Consider the following 15,860-nt stretch of genomic DNA (forward strand, 5'->3'; position numbering starts at 1 on the left):
TTTTTATGCGCGGACCGTGCGTGTGACCACTCGCCAAGATAGCAGATGCAAGTCTGGCTCAGTTCCGTACAATACAGCGCCTGACTTACTGGCCCGTTATCTGTTTATGACTACCCGCGCTTCTGCCGCCACGCGGCATGCTTTTCCGGTATTTTTGTTTTTCGCCATCCTGCTGGTGGCCGCTAATCTGCGCGCGCCATTTACCGGTGTGGCACCACTGCTCACCCAGTTACAGCAAAGTCTGGCGATCAGTGCCAGTGTGTCGGGCTTGCTAATCACCTTGCCGTTGCTGGTGTTTATGGTGGTGTCGCCGTGGATACCCGCGTTGTCGCGCCGCTGGGGCATGGAGCGCTTGTTACTGGCAGCCCTGGTTATAATTGGCGCTGGCATTGCCTTGCGTTCATTAGCCGGGCTGGGCTTACTGTTCACCGGCACGGTGTTTATCGGCGCCGGTATCGCGGCCGGCAATGTGCTGTTACCCGGGGTGGTTAAAGCCCGCTTTCCCAATCATATTGCGCTGTTAACCTCGGCCTATGTACTGGCCATGGGGATCATGGCAGCCGTGTGGTCGGCGCTGGTGATCCCGCTGGCCGAGGGCGATAGCGGTAGTTGGCAGTTCGCACTGGGGGCCATGCTGGTCATGCCGGTGGTCTCGGCGCTGGTGTGGCTCAGCCAGTTGCGGGCCCGGCCGGTGGGTAGTGAACACGCTGCCAGCCACAGCCCGGGCCAAAATATATTTCGCTTTTGGCTGACCTGGCAGGTCTGCGGCTTTTTTGCCTGCAATTCATTTTTGTATTATTCGGTGGTCAGCTGGTTACCGGCCATGGTCAGCCAGGCTGGCTTTAGCGCTGCCGATGCCGGCTCAATTCATGGTGTGTTTCAGTTTTCAGGGGCGCTGCCCGGCCTGGTGATTGTGCCGGCCATGGCCCGCTTGCGCGACCAGCGCGCGCTGTCAGCCAGTATGACCCTGGTTAATCTGCTTGGCTTTGCCGGTATGCTGCTATGGCCGGCCGGCGCCTATGGCTGGGCAGCCCTGCTGGGTTTTGGCATCGGCGCCAATTTTATTTTGGCATTGTCGTTTTTGGGCTTGCGCGCCCACAATGCCGGACAGGCCGCATCATTATCCAGTGCCGCCCAAACCCTGGGCTATTGCGTGGCGGCCAGCGGGCCATTTATCCTAGGGGCCTTGTATGATGCGTTAGGCCAATGGACCCTGGCACTGTGGATTTGTGTTGCTGTCAGCCTGGCCCAGGCCGCCTTAGGAACCCGGGTAGGGCGCAATATCCAGCTACCTGCGCCAGAACCAACAAAGGCACCAGCACAGCCAGACTGACCATTCACCGCACCCGGGTAGATTGAACCAGCCGCAGAGCTGCACTGTATTGGTGTTACAGGGTTAATGTGCGTGGGCGGAAGTACGCCGCGCAGGAAGTCAGCGGCGGCAACATTCGTGAATTTTCGATACGATATCAATGGGCTTCGCGCCATTGCGGTGATTGCAGTGGTGGTATTTCATTTTTTACCCGCCACCTTACCCGGCGGCTTTGCCGGTGTAGATGTGTTTTTTGTTATCTCCGGCTACCTGATGACCAGTATCATTGTTAGCGGCGTCAAAGATAACAAATTTGGCTTGTTGCGTTTTTATATGGCGCGAGCCAACCGCATCGTGCCGGCCCTGGCTGTGTTATGCCTGGCTGTGCTGCTGGCCGGCTGGTTTGGGCTATGGCCGGACGAATTTGCGCAGCTGGGTAAACATGTGGCAGCCAGTATCGGCTTTGTTTCAAACATCGTATATTGGGCCGAAGCCGGCTATTTTGATGCCGCCTCCCACCAAAAAATTCTGCTGCACACCTGGTCGCTGGCGGTGGAATGGCAATTTTATCTGCTCTATCCGCTGCTCATCATGGCGCTGGTGCGCTGGCTGGGCGTTGCCCGCCTGCCGCAGGCATTGCTGCTCCTCACCGTGGCATTGCTCGGCTACAGCCTGATAACCGCAGCCATGTGGCCCAGTGCCAGTTATTTTTTACTGCCCGCCCGGGCCTGGCAATTACTGGCCGGTGGACTGGTCTGGCTATTCCCGCTTAAACTAGGTAATGGCACCGCCCAGGCTGCCAACTGGTTGGGTCTGGCCGCCATCGCCCTGGCCTATGCCGTGGTGGATGAAACCGTGCCCTGGCCAGGGAGCTGGGCCATTCTGCCGGTAGCCGGCACCGCCCTGGTGCTGGTAGCCGCGCGTCAAGATAGCTGGTTGACCAACAATCCGGCCAGCCAGGCGCTGGGCCGCTGGTCTTATTCCATTTATTTGTGGCACTGGCCGTGGGTGGTGGTGGGTTACCGCTATGATCTGCTGCACTGGTGGCCGCTGGGCATGGCCTTATCTTTGCTGTGTGGCTGGGTCAGTTATCGGCTGGTGGAGTCCATCCGCTGGCAGCGAGTCAGCCAGTGGCGCCAGTGCTGGCGGGCCAAACCGGTTTGGGCCGGCGCGCTGGTACTGATAATGGGCTTGGGTATCATGGGCCAGAATGGAGTGCCTGGTCGGTTTGCGCTCAGCACGCTGAATTTGCTGAGCTCGATTGAAGCCAGCCCGCGCCGTGATGAATGTCACATCGACAGTTACCAGCCACCGCAACAAGCCTGTCTTTATCATCAGCGCCCGGCGACCTGGGCGGTGTTAGGCGACAGCCATCTGGTAGAACTGGCTTATGCATTGGCCGAGCGTTTGGCGCCGGCAGGGCAGGGGGTCAGGCATTACAGCTTTTCCGGCTGCCCGCCTTCGTTATTGCAGGCCGATGGCACCAGCCGCTGTACCCGGTGGTACAAAGAAGCGGTTGAACAGATTGTGGCTGACACTACCATTGAGCGGGTATTGATTGGGCACCGCTATTCCTGGACATTATATGGCGATCATGGCCCCAGCTATCCGCAACTGGACCATCAACCTGATGCCGAACGCACCCAACGGATCGTTAGCGCACTGGATGCGGTAATCTGGTTGCTGGCTGCGCATAAAGAGCAGGTGGTGGTCATCAAACCGGTGCCAGAGCTGGCCGCGCCAGCCAGTACGCTGGTGGCGCGTGCTTTTGCCCGAGGCGACTCGCTGGAACAGGTGACCGGCACCACCCGTGACTATTATGCTCGGCGCAATGCCACTATCCTAGCGCATTTTGCCCAAGCCCAGTATCCGGATAATGTGATTTTTATCGATCCTACCGAGGCGTTTTGTAACCGCCTGAATTGCCAGGTGGTCCAGCAGCACCAGGCGCTGTATTTTGATGATAATCATCCGTCGCTGGTGGGCGCACAGCAATTAATCGAACTTATTCCGGCTGCCGCGCTGGGTGAATAACGGCGGCCATTGACCAGCCGGCTTTGCGCGGCCAGCTCTCCGCTGACCGTGCTGCCAGCGCCCACAATACAGCCATCGCCAATGCAGCTGCCTGGTAATATCAACACATTGGCCCCCAGCCATACATCTTCGCCGATGACCACCGGAGCCGGCTGTGCCCAGTGGCTGCTGGTGATAATACAGCCCGGGCCAATCAGGCTGCGTGCACCAATAGTCAGCGGCAATGTGCCCAGTAACACCACATTGTGATTTATAAACACCCCCTGGCCGAGCTGCGCTGCAGCCGGGGTCTGGCAGTAAAAATCGGCTTCGATAAACGCCATGGGCGGTGGCGTGAATAAGCTGTTATAGACGCGCGTGCGCTGGCCGGCCGGAGCTGCGGCCAGCTGTGCTTCAAGTTCGGTATAGCTTGCTGTTTGTTCGGCGCTGGCCAGACGCTGGCGATAATAACCGACCGCACCGTGGCGGCGGGCCAGTTGCGGCGGCAGGCCGGATTGATTATGGTACATCATCGCCTCTGTTATGATTAAAAAATGAATTATAAGGAAATCGTGCTGATCCGCCATGGCCGGCCTGCTTCTGAGCACAACGGCCGTGTCTCCAGCAGTGGATTCGCCCGCTGGGTCCGGGCCTATGACCGCTCTGGCGTGCATCCGGCCAGTCACCCTCTGTGCCAGCGTGACTTGAGCCGGCACTATAGCCTGAGCAGCGCCTTGCCCCGGGCCCGGCACTCGGCTCAACGTTATCTGGGCCAGCCGGCTGATGAAGCGCTGGCGCTACTTAACGAAATGGCTATTCCACGCTATCGCATGCCAGGGCGGCTAAATGCCTGGACCTGGGTGTACGTAAACCGGTTTTACTGGCTATGCGGCCGGCGCGGGCCATTTGAGTCATTTGGTCAGGCGCGGCGGCGCATTCGTGAGGGCGCCCAGGCGGTAATCGCCCGGGCAGAGCAGCATCAGCAGGTAGTAGTGTTTGGTCATGCGCTGACTAATCGCTTTATTGCCCGCTATTTGCGTCAGCAAGGCTGGCAGGCTGTAGAACAGGCCTACACTTATTGGGGCGTGAGTCGTTTTCGATTAAGCTAAACATTTTATCGGTTGCCGCCGATAGCAAACTATACCTGCAATAAATAACTGAATACTCAGGATACTAAGACTGATGAAGGGATTGTCACCCCAGCGCGGCCGCGCCTTGGTCAACGGGCTGATTGTGCTGCTATTTGCCGCCAGCCTGGGCGCTGTGATCGCCTATTTTCACGATGCCGAGCCCAATGTCAGCCGGACCCAGCTGCGCGCACTGGCCGATAAAATGCATAGCAGCGCCACCCATGCCCACTGGCAATGGAAAGCCGAAGAGCAGCCGCCACGTATTATGCTTATCCACTATAATCAGGCTGGCAAAGAGGTTGACCGGCGTCCGGTAGCCATGGCCCGCTATGGTATGCCCAGGGTGCCTGCTCAGCGCGATGGCTGCGATCAGTTGTGGCAGATGTTGCTTAATGTGCCGATGCAGGTGGATGGCTTTCGGGTGCGCGGGCATTTTATCCGCGGGCCGGTGGAAAACGGTGAGGCGCTGGATGCACGCTGCCGGTTTTCCACCAGTACCGGCGATCGCTTTGATTATTTTATCCGTCGCGGCACGGTGGAGCATGGTTGATAAACCGTCTGGACGAATAATAGTCAGCGGTTATGAAGGTAAGTTGTTACTAGCCTGACAATCTGCACAAATGTGGGAAAATGACTAAAATGAGCGGTGTCTTTGACTTGCTCAAAACACACCCCGTTGTTAAAGTGTGCCGACAGTTATCGGCTTCTTCGCTGGCGCGTCGATCCTCACCTCACCCACGCGCTCAGCCCACAGTTACAGGAATGAACTTTTCATGTTTAAAAAGCTTCGAGGCATGTTTTCCAACGATTTGTCCATCGACCTCGGAACAGCAAATACGCTGATCTATGTGAAAGATCAGGGCATCGTGTTAAATGAACCTTCTGTTGTTGCTATTCGTCAGGAACGTGCCGGCGGCCCCAAAAGTGTGGCGGCGGTTGGGGCGGAAGCCAAACGGATGTTGGGGCGAACGCCAGGCAATATCCGCGCAATCCGGCCGATGAAAGACGGTGTGATTGCCGACTTCTTTGTGACCGAAAAAATGCTCCAGCATTTTATCAAACAAGTCCACGATAATAATTTTTTACGCCCCAGCCCCCGTGTGCTGGTGTGTGTGCCATGTGGTTCTACCCAGGTTGAACGCCGCGCCATTCGCGAGTCGGCGCTGGGCGCCGGTGCCCGTGAAGTGTATCTGATTGATGAACCCATGGCGGCGGCGATTGGTGCCGGCCTGCCGGTCTCTGAAGCTACCGGCTCTATGGTGGTGGATATCGGTGGTGGTACCACCGAAGTGGCCATCATCTCGTTAAACGGCGTGGTCTATTCATCATCAGTTCGCATCGGTGGTGACAAATTTGACGAAGCCATTATCAACTATGTACGCCGCAATTTTGGTTCACTGATTGGTGAGGCCACTGCGGAGCGTATCAAGCATGAAATCGGTGCCGCCTACCCGGGTGAAGAAGTGCGCGAGATTGAAGTACGCGGCCGTAACCTGGCTGAAGGGGTACCGCGTGGTTTTACCCTCAATTCCAATGAGATTTTAGAAGCCTTGCAGGAACCGCTGACCGGCATTGTATCGGCAGTCATGGTGGCACTGGAACAATCGCCGCCAGAACTGGCTTCAGATATTTCTGAGCGTGGGATGGTGTTAACCGGTGGTGGCGCGTTGCTTAAAGATCTGGACCGCCTGCTGATGGAAGAAACCGGCATCCCGGTGGTGATTGCAGATGATCCGCTGACCTGTGTGGCGCGTGGCGGTGGTAAGGCATTCGACATGATTGACCTGCACGGCGGCGACCTGTTCACTTACGAATAAGCAGTGTAACAGGCGGCTTCGAGCCGCCTGTATCTTATTATGGATACCATATTTACCCGCGGTCCTTCGCTGAACAACCGACTGGCGCTTGCTTTAGCCCTGTCGGTTTTGTTGATCTTTGCCGACCATAAATTAGATGCCTTTCAATCGACCCGGGTTTATCTGAACTCGTTGATGAGCCCGCTGCAATACCTGGCCAATCTGCCCAAGGTACTGCTGACCGAAAGTGCCCAACGGCTGACCTCGCATCAGGCATTACTCTCCGACAATGCCCGCCTGACCAATCAGAATCTGCGTATGAGCGAACAGCTGCAGCGCTTTGATGTGCTGCAGGCTGAAAATGCGCAGCTGCGCAAACTACTGGATGTGCCCACCGAGCCGCAAATGCACAAAATGGTGGCCGAGCTGATGGCGGTGGACAACAACCCCTTCAGCCAGCAAATTGTGATCAACAAAGGTGCCATCGACGGCGTGTTTTTATCCCAGTCGGTGCTTGATGATCGCGGTATTGTGGGTCAGGTGATGGAAGTAGGCACCACCAATAGCCGGGTGGTGCTGATATCCGATGTCACCCATGCCATTCCGGTGCGCTCACTGCGCAACAATATTCGTTTTATTGCCACCGGCAACGGGGCGCTGGATGAATTGCTGTTGGAACATGTGCCGCACAGTGTGGATGTTAAAGAGGGCGATATGCTGATTTCTTCGGGGCTCGGCGAAGTATTTCCTGAAGGCTACCCGGTGGCCCGGGTATCGTCGGTGGTGCGCGATGAAAGCCGGCCCTTTGCCACCGTCACAGCGCAGCCGCTGGCCCGCCTGGACCGCTTAAAGTACCTGTTGTTGCTGTGGCCGGATGAACAGGCTCCCGCGCCGGTGCCCGACAATACGGCTGCAGAGCCGGTGGCAGGAGAATAATCCGATGCTGTTTCACGCCCGTTTTTATGTAATCGCGGCCACCTTGCTGGTGGCGCTGGTATTGCAAATTATGCCGTTACCGATCCAGGCCGATACTTACCGGCCCGACTGGGTGCTGATTGTGCTGGCCTACTGGACCATGGCGCTACCGCATCGGGTCAATGTAGGGGTGGCCTTTTTAACCGGCCTGGCCATGGATATCCTGCTGGGCACTGCGCTGGGGATCCACAGCTTTGCCCTGAGTGCTTCGGTGTATGTGCTGGCGGCTAACTACCAGCGCCTGCGCAATTATTCGGTGTGGCAGCAAGCCATCATCATTGGTTTGCTTAGCTCGCTGTACCATCTGGTGTTATTCTGGCTGCAGCACCTGTTAACCGATATACCGTTTCAATTCGCCTATCTGTGGCCCGTGCTAAGCTCAATGATATTGTGGCCATGGATTTTTTGGCTGCTGCGTAAAGTTCGCCGGCAGCTGAGTGTCACCTAAAAGGAGGCTGTTGGCTGATGAATTTACTGCTTGCATCTGCATCCCCGCGCCGCACCGCGCTGCTTACCCAGATGGGCTTTGCCCACCGCCAGCAGGCGGTGGATATCGATGAGTCGGCCCTGGCCGATGAAACACCCCAGGATCAGGTATGCCGGCTGGCTTTGCAAAAAGCCCAGGCTGCCTTTGCCCGGCTGTCTGCCGACGAACAGGCCGATACCGTGGTGCTGGCATCCGATACCCTGATTGCCTTTCACGGCCAAAGTTTAGGCAAACCCGCTAACAAAGATGATTGTGTGGCCATGCTACGGGCGTTGTCCAACAATCAGCATGAAGTACTCACCAGCATTTGTGTGCTCAACCAGCACAAGCAGCATACCCGCACCATCACCACCCAGGTACACTTTGCGCCATTAACCGATGACGATATCGAGGCATATTGGGCCAGCGGCGAGCCACAGGACAAAGCCGGCAGTTATGCCATCCAGGGCCGTGGCGGCCAGTTTGTGCGCTCTGTACATGGCAGTGTCAGTGCGGTGATTGGCCTGCCCATGTATGAAACTCGCTGTTTATTGAATGAATTTGGGGTGCATGCATGAGTGCTGAGTTGCTGATCAATGTGACCCCGTCAGAATCGCGGGTGGCGCTGATTGAAAATGGGATTTTGCAGGAAATCCATGTGGAGCGGCACACCAAAAAAGGCCTGGTGGGCAATATGTACCGCGGCAAGGTCAGCCGGGTGCTGCCAGGCATGCAAGCTGCATTTGTGGATATCGGGCTGGAAAAAGCGGCCTTTTTGCATGCCTCTGACATTGTGCTGCACAGCGAAATTGAAGGCGAGGTCAGTGCCAGCCAGATGCAGCAACAAAAAGATATTCGCGAGCTGGTGCGCGATGGCCAGGAAATAGTGGTGCAGGTGGTCAAAGATCCCATCGGCACCAAGGGTGCGCGCCTGACCACCGACATCACCATCCCGTCGCGCTATCTGGTATTTATGCCCAGTGTCACCCATGTGGGGGTGTCGCAGCGTATTGAGGATGACAGCGAACGCGAGCGTCTCAAAACCCTGATGGAAGAATTTTGTGATGGCGATGGCGGCTTTATTTTGCGTACTGCAGCCGAAGGGGTGAGCAAAACCGAATTGTCGCAGGATGCGGCTTTTTTGCGCCGCTTATGGAATAAAATCCAGCAGCGCATGAAAAAGAAAAAATCCAATGTATTGTATGAAGACTTGCCGCTGGCCCGCCGGGTGCTGCGGGATTTTGTGGGCACCGAGCTGGACCGTATTCGCATCGACTCCAAGCTGTCGTATCAGGAGCTGGTGGAATTCACCAAAGAATATGTGCCGGAGCTGAGCACCAAACTGGATTATTATCGCGGTGACCGCCCCATCTTTGATTTGTATGATGTGGAAAACGAGGTGCAGCGTGCGCTGGAGCGCCGCGTAGATCTAAAATCCGGTGGCTATCTGATCATCGACCAGACCGAAGCCATGACCACCATCGACATCAATACCGGGGCCTTTGTTGGCCACCGTAATCTGGAAGAAACCATTTTTAATACCAATATCGAGGCAACTCTGGCCATCGCCCGGCAGCTACGCCTGCGCAATTTGGGTGGTATGATCCTGATTGATTTCATCGATATGACGGAACCCGACCATAAACGACGTGTCTTACATAGTCTGGAAGGGGCTACCAGTAAAGACCGCGCCAAGATCAATATTCACGGATTTACCGCGCTGGGGCTGATTGAAATGACCCGCAAGCGCACCCGTGAAAGTTTAGAGCATGTGCTTTGTGGCGACTGCCCGGTATGCAAAGGGCGCGGCACGGTTAAGACCATCGAAACCATCTGTTTTGAGATCATGCGGGAGATTGTGCGGGTCAACCGCGCCTATGCTGCCGACAAATTTGTGGTGTATGCCTCGCCGTCGGTTACCGATGCCCTGTTGACTGAAGAATCGCACATGCTGGCAGAGCTGGAAGTGTTTGTCTCTAAACAAATTAAGGTGCAAACCGAGCCCCTGTACAACCAGGATAAATACGACGTTGTGATGATGTAAAAGGATCGCGTGGGAAGAGCAATCGAGCTGGCGGGCTGGGCTGTAAAAAAGCTGTGGCTGGTGCTGGCGGTGGTTTTGGTGTTATTTGCAGTAGTGCTCAGTGTCTTGCGCTATGCCTTGCCACATCTGGATGATAACAAAGCGCTGGTCGAAGACTATATCAGCAAGCGTTATGGGGTGGAGCTGACCATTGGTGCGCTGGCCGCCGACTGGCAACGCCAGGGCCCTACCTTAGTACTCGATAATGTCAGCCTGGCCCAGAATGCTTCCTCGCCGGTGGGCCTGGACATCAACAAAATTGATGTGGAACTGGATTTTTGGGCATCTCTGCGCAGCGGCCAGCTGGCGTCTAATCAATTTAACTTGAATGGCCTGACCTTACGCCTGGATACCACCCGCCTGGGCGGCAATGATCAGGCCAGCCGCTTTCCAGTGGTTGATGCTCTGCAAACCCTGTTTTTAGAGCAATTGCAGCGTTTTTCGCTGCGCGATGGCGTGGTTATACTTTCCAGTGAGGAGGGCCATCAGATCATCGAGCTGACAGCGCTGGACTGGCTGAATCAGGGCCGCGACCATCAAGGCGAGGGGCTGGTCCGAGTGCGCGAACTGGCCAGTAACTCCGCCTCGTTCGCCATCAACCTGGTTGGTGACAAAAACAATCTGACCGGGCTGTTGTATGCCCGTGCCGAAGATTTGGATATCTCACCTTATGTTAGTGGCTTGCTGCAGACCCACCGGCCGTTGCAGGAAAGCCGCGCCAATATAGAGTTGTGGGCACAGATTGAAAAAAGTGAATTTAGCGCGTTATTTACCCGCCTGCATGACAGCAAGCTGGTGTGGGGCGGGCAGGACTCGGTCACAGTCAGTACCGCCATCCGTGGCGGCAATATTCAGGCGCTGCCGCATCAGCAAGGCTGGAATTTTCGGGTGGATGGCCTGGAAGTCGTCTCCAATGATCAGCAACTGGTGACTGATGTGGTTGGCCATTATGATGGTCAGCAGCAGTTAATTATCAACACCATCAAACCGGCACCGGTGAACCCGTTTTTGGTACTGTTGCCGCTGTTCACCGACGACACCGCCGATGATGATGTGCGCCAGCTCAATCCTACCGGCGAGCTGGCCACTTTGCAGCTGCAACTGTCTGAGCAGGGCGCCGCCCTGGCAGCCAAGCTGATTAATGTCAGCTGGCAACAAACTGCAACGCTGCCGGGCATTGATGCGCTGGATATGGATGTAGTTTGGTTTCATGATCATGGCAGAGTCAATGTGCGCGCTAATGAGGCACACATTTACAGCGATCAGACTCTGGCCGATGATCTTACCCTCAAGCGGCTGAAAGCCGATGCCTATATTTATCAGCAGGCCGCGCCAGGCCAGGATACACCAGCGCATTGGATGCTAAGTTATCAGGATCTGATAGCCCAGACTGATGCTTTCAGTCTGACCCAAAGCCTGCAGCTGAATCTGACCGATAAAGCCATGCAGCTGGCGATGCAGGTGGACGATATGCCCATCAGCCAGGCTCGCCAATTATTACCCACGCGCCTGATGGGCGAACAAACTTACGCCTATTTGAAACAAGCTCTGGTGGGACCGGGCACGCTGACCAATACCCGGGTGTTATGGTCCGGCCAATTTGCTGATTTTCCGTTTAGCCAAAATCAGGGGGTATTCCAGGCTTTTACCGAGTTGCAGGACGCTGAGTTTTTATTCTCGTCGCAATGGCCAGCGCTGACCGAGCTGGATCTGGCCTTACAGTTTACCAATAACGGTCTGCACATGGTCAGTGAACAGGCCCGGCTGGATGCGGTGACAGTGCACAGTATGCAGGCCAGCCTACCGACCTTATCGCCTGATGCCACTTTAACCATTGACGCGGCCGGCCAGGGTAATGGCGCCCAGTTGGCCAGCCTGATGCAGCAAAGTTCGCTGGCTGACTCGCTGGGCAACCTGTTTACCAACGAAGTGGTGTTAAGCGGGCCGCTCAAAGCCAATTTGAACCTGGCGATACCGTTGAATAGTCCGGCGGTGGTGGCCAGCGGTACTGCCACTCTCAACGAGGCTGCTGTCGAGGTACGACGGCTGGGCATGCAGCTGAAGAATGTCAGCGGTGAAGTCGATTTTCGCAATGCCAATATTGATGGCCAGCTGCAGGCTGACTGGCTAGCCCAGCCGCTAACGGTGGCGCTGACCGGCGGCCAGGGACAGGACGGTTATCAGGTCGATATCGGCGCGCAAGGTGACTGGCAACTGGCGCCACTGCTGGCCCGGGTGAACCCGGAGTTTTCCCGTTATGTGGAGGGGGCCACTCCGTGGCAGGCCAATGTCGCCTTGGCCCTGCCTGAGCAGGGCTTTAACTACACCGCCAGTGTTACTTCGACTTTACAAGGCGTCAGTGCCAGCCTGCCCAGCCCGCTGAGCAAAGACAGTGACAGTGTTAAACGCCTGGCGGTGACCAGCCGTGGCGACCAGCAGGCGTCGGCTATCCAGGCCATGCTGGGGGATGAGGTGACCTTTGAAGGCATTCTGCCCCATCAGGAGATGCAGTTTTCCCGTGCTCACCTGGCGCTGGGCGACAGTGATTTCAGCGGTACTGGCATTGGCTTTAGTGTATCGGCTGCACTGCCCCTGGTGAACATCACCGACTGGTACAAGGTTATTGAATTGCTGGTAGCCGGTACTGGTAAGACCGACACAGGCGATAAACCCGCTAAACCGCTGTTTTCGGTGCCCGAACGGATATTTGTCAATACCGACAACCTGGTGGTGGCTGGACAGTCGCTGACCGATGTGGCCATTACCGCCAAATACCAAAATCGTGACTGGCTGGTGGATTTGGACGCCAAACAAGCTCGCGCCCGCATTAATATTTATGATGCCTTTTTGGCCCGCGGAATAGAGATTGACGCGGACTATATTAATTTTGCTGACTGGCAGGCCACCGAGGCCAGTCCGGACCATCAGTGGGATCCGGCGCGTCTGCCACCCATTTATTTTGAGTGCGATGAGTGCAGTGTCCTGGGCAAACATCTGGGTCAGGTGACCGCTGATATCCGCCGCTCAGAGCAGGGCATGGCCATCCGTCAGCTGCGCGCACAAACGCCGTATAGCCAGATTGATATTCAGGGTGACTGGCTGGCGGAGCAAAGCCAGACCCGGCTCACCGGCACGGTAAAAAGTCAGGATATCGGCCGCCTGCTCGATGATTTTGCGGTCAACTCCGGCATCAAAGATTCTGCGGCCAGTATCGAGTTTGATATTAGCTGGCCCGACTCACCGATGGATTTTGCCGCCGGAGCACTCAACGGCAACATCAACTGGCGCCTGACCGACGGCTATTTAAGTGAACTCAGCGACCAGGGCTCCCGCATTTTCACCCTGTTTAGCCTCAACTCACTGGTGCGCAAGCTCAGCCTGGATTTTCGCGATGTGTTTGCCAAAGGCTTTTTTTACGATGATATGAGCGGCTCGCTGCAGCTTACCCAGGGTGTGGCCAGTACCCGCGATACGGTGATTGACGGCGGCGCTGGTGAGATCACCATCAATGGCTATACTGACCTGGCCGCCCAGGAACTTAATTATGCGGTGTCGTTTACCCCTAATGTGACCGGTAACCTGCCGGTGCTGGTATACTTTTTAGCCTCGCCGCCCACCGCCCTGGCCGCGCTGGCGCTGGATCAGGTCTTGACCTCGGCCAAAGTGATCTCCAATGTAAACTATAAAGTGACCGGTACCTGGAGTGAGCCGCAATTTACCGAGGTTGGGCGCAACTCCAAAGAAGTGACCTTGCCGGCGCGGCAGACTGACGATGACAACCCGCCATTGTCAGAACCCGACTTACAACGCTTACAACTGGAGGTGCAGGATGGTTAATCTGGTAGCCGTGCAAATGACCAGCGAGCCGGATATCAAGGCAAATCTGGCATTTGTAGAAGACCAGCTGGCGCATCTGGATACCCAGGAACCGACCCTGGTGGTATTGCCAGAGTGTTTTGCGCGTTTTGGTACCCGCGATAAAGCCTTATTGGAAGTGGCCGAGCCGCGTTTCGACGGTGAAATCGGCCAGGCGATGCAAACGCTGGCCAAACGCTTTGGTGTGTATCTGGTTACCGGCACGTTTCCATTGACCGGGGACAGCCCGGATAAATTTACCGCGTCCTGCCTGCTGGTGGGGCCCGACGGCCAGGTCATTGATGAATATCAAAAAATTCATCTGTTTGATGTCAGCGTGAATGACAATACCGGCAGTTATCAGGAGTCCACCTATACCCAGCCGGGCAGCCGGGTGGTGGTGTGTGATACGCCGATTGGGCGCATCGGCCTGGCAGTATGTTATGATGTACGCTTTCCCGGCTTATTTGAAGCCATGGGCGACATTGATATTCTGGTGCTGCCGGCGGCCTTTACTCAGGTCACCGGTACAGCCCACTGGCACACTCTGGTACGGGCCCGGGCCATCGAAAAGCAATGCTTTGTGGTGGCGGCCAATCAAACCGGTGAACATGCCAACGGCCGTCAGACCTTTGGTCACAGTGTGATTTACTCACCCTGGGGCGATACGCTGGCCGAATTGTCCACCGAAATCGGTTTGGCACAGGCAAAAATTTCCCTGCACGACCGAGCCGAGCTAAAATTAAAGATGCCGGTAAGCCAACATAACCAATTCAGGAGCGATTTTGTCAAATAACGTTGTAAGCCATTTACTGACCGATTCGGGATTGGATCAGGCCGCGCTGGAAAAAGCGCTGGGTCATATTCACAGCCACGCGACGGATTACGCTGATTTTTATTTTCAGGCCAGCCAGCATGAAAGCTGGGTGCTGGAAGACGGGATCATCAAAGAAGGCAGCTACAACATCGAACGCGGTGTGGGTGTGCGTGCCATCAGCGGTGAAAAAACCGGCTTTGCCTACTCCGACGAAATCAGCCCTGAAGCATTAACCAAAGCTTGCCAGGCAGCACGTACTATTGCGCCAGCTGGTGGCACCACAGAAGTGAAAGGGCTGCAGGCGCAATCTTATCAGCAGCGCTATCAGGCCGATAACCCGCTACAGGGTATGGCTGAAGCCGAAAAAGTAGCACTGCTTAAAGCGGTGGATGCTTATGTTCGCAAACAAGAGCCCAATATCAACCAGGTGGTGGTGAGCCTTACCGGGGTCTATGAAGAAGTGCTGATCGCTGCCAGTGATGGTACCTTTGCCACCGATATCCGTCCGCTGGTGCGGCTGAACTGCTCGGTATTGATGGAGCAGGGTGAGCGCCGTGAACGCGGCAGTGCCGGCGCCGGCGGCCGTCACACCTATCAGTTTTTCCAGTCCGATGACAATGGCCGTCCGGCCTATGAGCAGCTGGCAGATGATGCGCTGCACATGGCGCGGGTCAATATGCAGGCAGTGGCCTCGCCGGCCGGCACCATGCCGGTGGTATTAGGTAACGGCTGGCCGGGCGTGCTGCTGCACGAAGCGGTGGGCCATGGCCTGGAAGGCGACTTTAACCGTAAGGGCGCATCGACCTTCAGTGGCAAGATGGGCCAGCGGGTGGCGGCTAAGGGCGTTACCGTGGTGGACGATGGCACCTTAGAAGGGCGCCGTGGTTCATTGTCGGTGGATGATGAAGGTACCCCCACCCAGCGGAATGTGTTGATCGAAGATGGTATCCTGACTGGCTATATGCAGGATAAGATGAATGCCCGCCTGATGGGCGTCAAACCCACCGGTAACGGCCGTCGCGAGTCTTATGCGCACTTGCCGATGCCACGCATGACCAACACCTACATGCTGGCCGGACAGTATGATCCGCAGGAAATCATCGCCACCATCGATAAAGGCATTTATGCCCCGAATTTTGCCGGTGGCCAGGTGGATATCACCTCCGGCAAGTTTGTGTTCTCCAGTGCCGAAGCCTATCTGATTGAGAATGGCAAAATCACCGCGCCGGTTAAAGGAGCCACCCTGATTGGTAATGGCCCGGAGGTGATGCAAAAAGTTTCCATGATTGGTAACGATGTGGCGCTGGATCGCGGTGTGGGTGTGTGCGGCAAAGATGGCCAGTCAGTGCCGGTCGGGGTAGGACAGCCTACTTTAAAAATTGATGAGCTCACTGTCGGCGGTACCGCCTGATA

Annotated in this window: 13 protein-coding genes; 12 read left to right on the plus strand and 1 reads right to left on the minus strand. The window is 56.1% G+C overall.

The features are described 5' to 3' along the window. Window positions 1-22: 22 nt before the first annotated feature. A complete protein-coding gene (locus ACTUJZ_RS12400) occupies window positions 23-1,333 on the plus strand; it encodes an MFS transporter (RefSeq protein ID WP_463636643.1) in 1,311 nt (436 codons plus the stop codon). 117 nt (window positions 1,334-1,450) lie between these two features. Next, the gene (locus ACTUJZ_RS12405) at window positions 1,451-3,346 is read left to right on the plus strand and encodes an acyltransferase family protein (RefSeq protein ID WP_463636644.1); all 1,896 of its coding nucleotides are present in this window, start codon (window positions 1,451-1,453) and stop codon (window positions 3,344-3,346) included. Here ACTUJZ_RS12405 and ACTUJZ_RS12410 read toward each other — a convergent pair. Beyond that, the gene (locus tag ACTUJZ_RS12410) at window positions 3,280-3,858 is read right to left on the minus strand and encodes a DapH/DapD/GlmU-related protein (RefSeq protein ID WP_463636645.1); all 579 of its coding nucleotides are present in this window, start codon (window positions 3,856-3,858) and stop codon (window positions 3,280-3,282) included. The two genes, ACTUJZ_RS12405 and ACTUJZ_RS12410, sit on opposite strands and share 67 nt — an antisense overlap. 21 nt (window positions 3,859-3,879) lie before the next feature. Between ACTUJZ_RS12410 and ACTUJZ_RS12415 the strand changes: the two genes are divergently transcribed. The 10 genes from ACTUJZ_RS12415 to tldD all read left to right on the plus strand — a co-directional run bounded on the left by ACTUJZ_RS12415 (window position 3,880) and on the right by tldD (window position 15,858). Then, the gene (locus tag ACTUJZ_RS12415) at window positions 3,880-4,434 is read left to right on the plus strand and encodes a histidine phosphatase family protein (RefSeq protein ID WP_463636646.1); all 555 of its coding nucleotides are present in this window, start codon (window positions 3,880-3,882) and stop codon (window positions 4,432-4,434) included. A gap of 73 nt (window positions 4,435-4,507) precedes the next feature. Then, window positions 4,508-5,005 (plus strand): hypothetical protein, encoded by a 498-nt coding sequence (locus ACTUJZ_RS12420; RefSeq protein ID WP_463636647.1) that lies wholly within the window; start codon window positions 4,508-4,510, stop codon window positions 5,003-5,005. A gap of 223 nt (window positions 5,006-5,228) precedes the next feature. After that, a complete protein-coding gene (locus tag ACTUJZ_RS12425) occupies window positions 5,229-6,272 on the plus strand; it encodes a rod shape-determining protein (RefSeq protein WP_018984381.1) in 1,044 nt (347 codons plus the stop codon). A 39-nt stretch (window positions 6,273-6,311) separates the two neighbouring features. Then, window positions 6,312-7,187 carry a rod shape-determining protein MreC gene (gene mreC / locus ACTUJZ_RS12430; protein ID WP_463636648.1) on the plus strand — a complete coding sequence of 292 codons (876 nt, stop codon included), beginning with the start codon at window positions 6,312-6,314 and terminating at the stop codon, window positions 7,185-7,187. Between the two features lie 4 nt (window positions 7,188-7,191). Next, complete coding sequence (gene mreD, locus ACTUJZ_RS12435; protein ID WP_463636649.1) at window positions 7,192-7,674, plus strand: rod shape-determining protein MreD; 483 nt, start codon at window positions 7,192-7,194, stop codon at window positions 7,672-7,674. A gap of 17 nt (window positions 7,675-7,691) precedes the next feature. Further along, window positions 7,692-8,270: a Maf family protein gene (locus ACTUJZ_RS12440; protein ID WP_463636650.1), complete on the plus strand. Its 579-nt coding sequence runs from the start codon at window positions 7,692-7,694 to the stop codon at window positions 8,268-8,270. Next, a complete protein-coding gene (rng, locus tag ACTUJZ_RS12445) occupies window positions 8,267-9,736 on the plus strand; it encodes a ribonuclease G (protein WP_463636651.1) in 1,470 nt (489 codons plus the stop codon). The genes ACTUJZ_RS12440 and rng overlap by 4 nt, the downstream gene beginning before the upstream one ends. Before the next feature lie 9 nt (window positions 9,737-9,745). Beyond that, window positions 9,746-13,612: a YhdP family protein gene (locus ACTUJZ_RS12450; RefSeq protein WP_463636652.1), complete on the plus strand. Its 3,867-nt coding sequence runs from the start codon at window positions 9,746-9,748 to the stop codon at window positions 13,610-13,612. Beyond that, a complete protein-coding gene (locus ACTUJZ_RS12455; protein WP_463636653.1) occupies window positions 13,605-14,426 on the plus strand; it encodes a carbon-nitrogen hydrolase family protein in 822 nt (273 codons plus the stop codon). The genes ACTUJZ_RS12450 and ACTUJZ_RS12455 overlap by 8 nt, the downstream gene beginning before the upstream one ends. Further along, window positions 14,416-15,858: a metalloprotease TldD gene (gene tldD, locus ACTUJZ_RS12460; RefSeq protein WP_463636654.1), complete on the plus strand. Its 1,443-nt coding sequence runs from the start codon at window positions 14,416-14,418 to the stop codon at window positions 15,856-15,858. Before ACTUJZ_RS12455 ends, tldD begins: the two co-directional genes overlap by 11 nt. Window positions 15,859-15,860: the final 2 nt, after the last annotated feature.

The sequence above is a fragment of the Alteromonas sp. WD8-37 genome, from assembly GCF_055326825.1.

What these genes read in the sequence shown, in the direction of transcription:
- ACTUJZ_RS12410 (WP_463636645.1), bottom strand. Translation starts at nt 3,858, where the DNA reads ATGATGTACCATAATCAATCCGGCCTGCCGCCGCAACTGGCCCGCCGC.
- ACTUJZ_RS12415 (WP_463636646.1), top strand. Translation starts at nt 3,880, where the DNA reads ATGAATTATAAGGAAATCGTGCTGATCCGCCATGGCCGGCCTGCTTCT.
- ACTUJZ_RS12440 (WP_463636650.1), top strand. Translation starts at nt 7,692, where the DNA reads ATGAATTTACTGCTTGCATCTGCATCCCCGCGCCGCACCGCGCTGCTT.
- ACTUJZ_RS12425 (WP_018984381.1), top strand. Translation starts at nt 5,229, where the DNA reads ATGTTTAAAAAGCTTCGAGGCATGTTTTCCAACGATTTGTCCATCGAC.
- mreC (WP_463636648.1), top strand. Translation starts at nt 6,312, where the DNA reads ATGGATACCATATTTACCCGCGGTCCTTCGCTGAACAACCGACTGGCG.
- rng (WP_463636651.1), top strand. Translation starts at nt 8,267, where the DNA reads ATGAGTGCTGAGTTGCTGATCAATGTGACCCCGTCAGAATCGCGGGTG.
- ACTUJZ_RS12420 (WP_463636647.1), top strand. Translation starts at nt 4,508, where the DNA reads ATGAAGGGATTGTCACCCCAGCGCGGCCGCGCCTTGGTCAACGGGCTG.
- mreD (WP_463636649.1), top strand. Translation starts at nt 7,192, where the DNA reads ATGCTGTTTCACGCCCGTTTTTATGTAATCGCGGCCACCTTGCTGGTG.
- ACTUJZ_RS12455 (WP_463636653.1), top strand. Translation starts at nt 13,605, where the DNA reads ATGGTTAATCTGGTAGCCGTGCAAATGACCAGCGAGCCGGATATCAAG.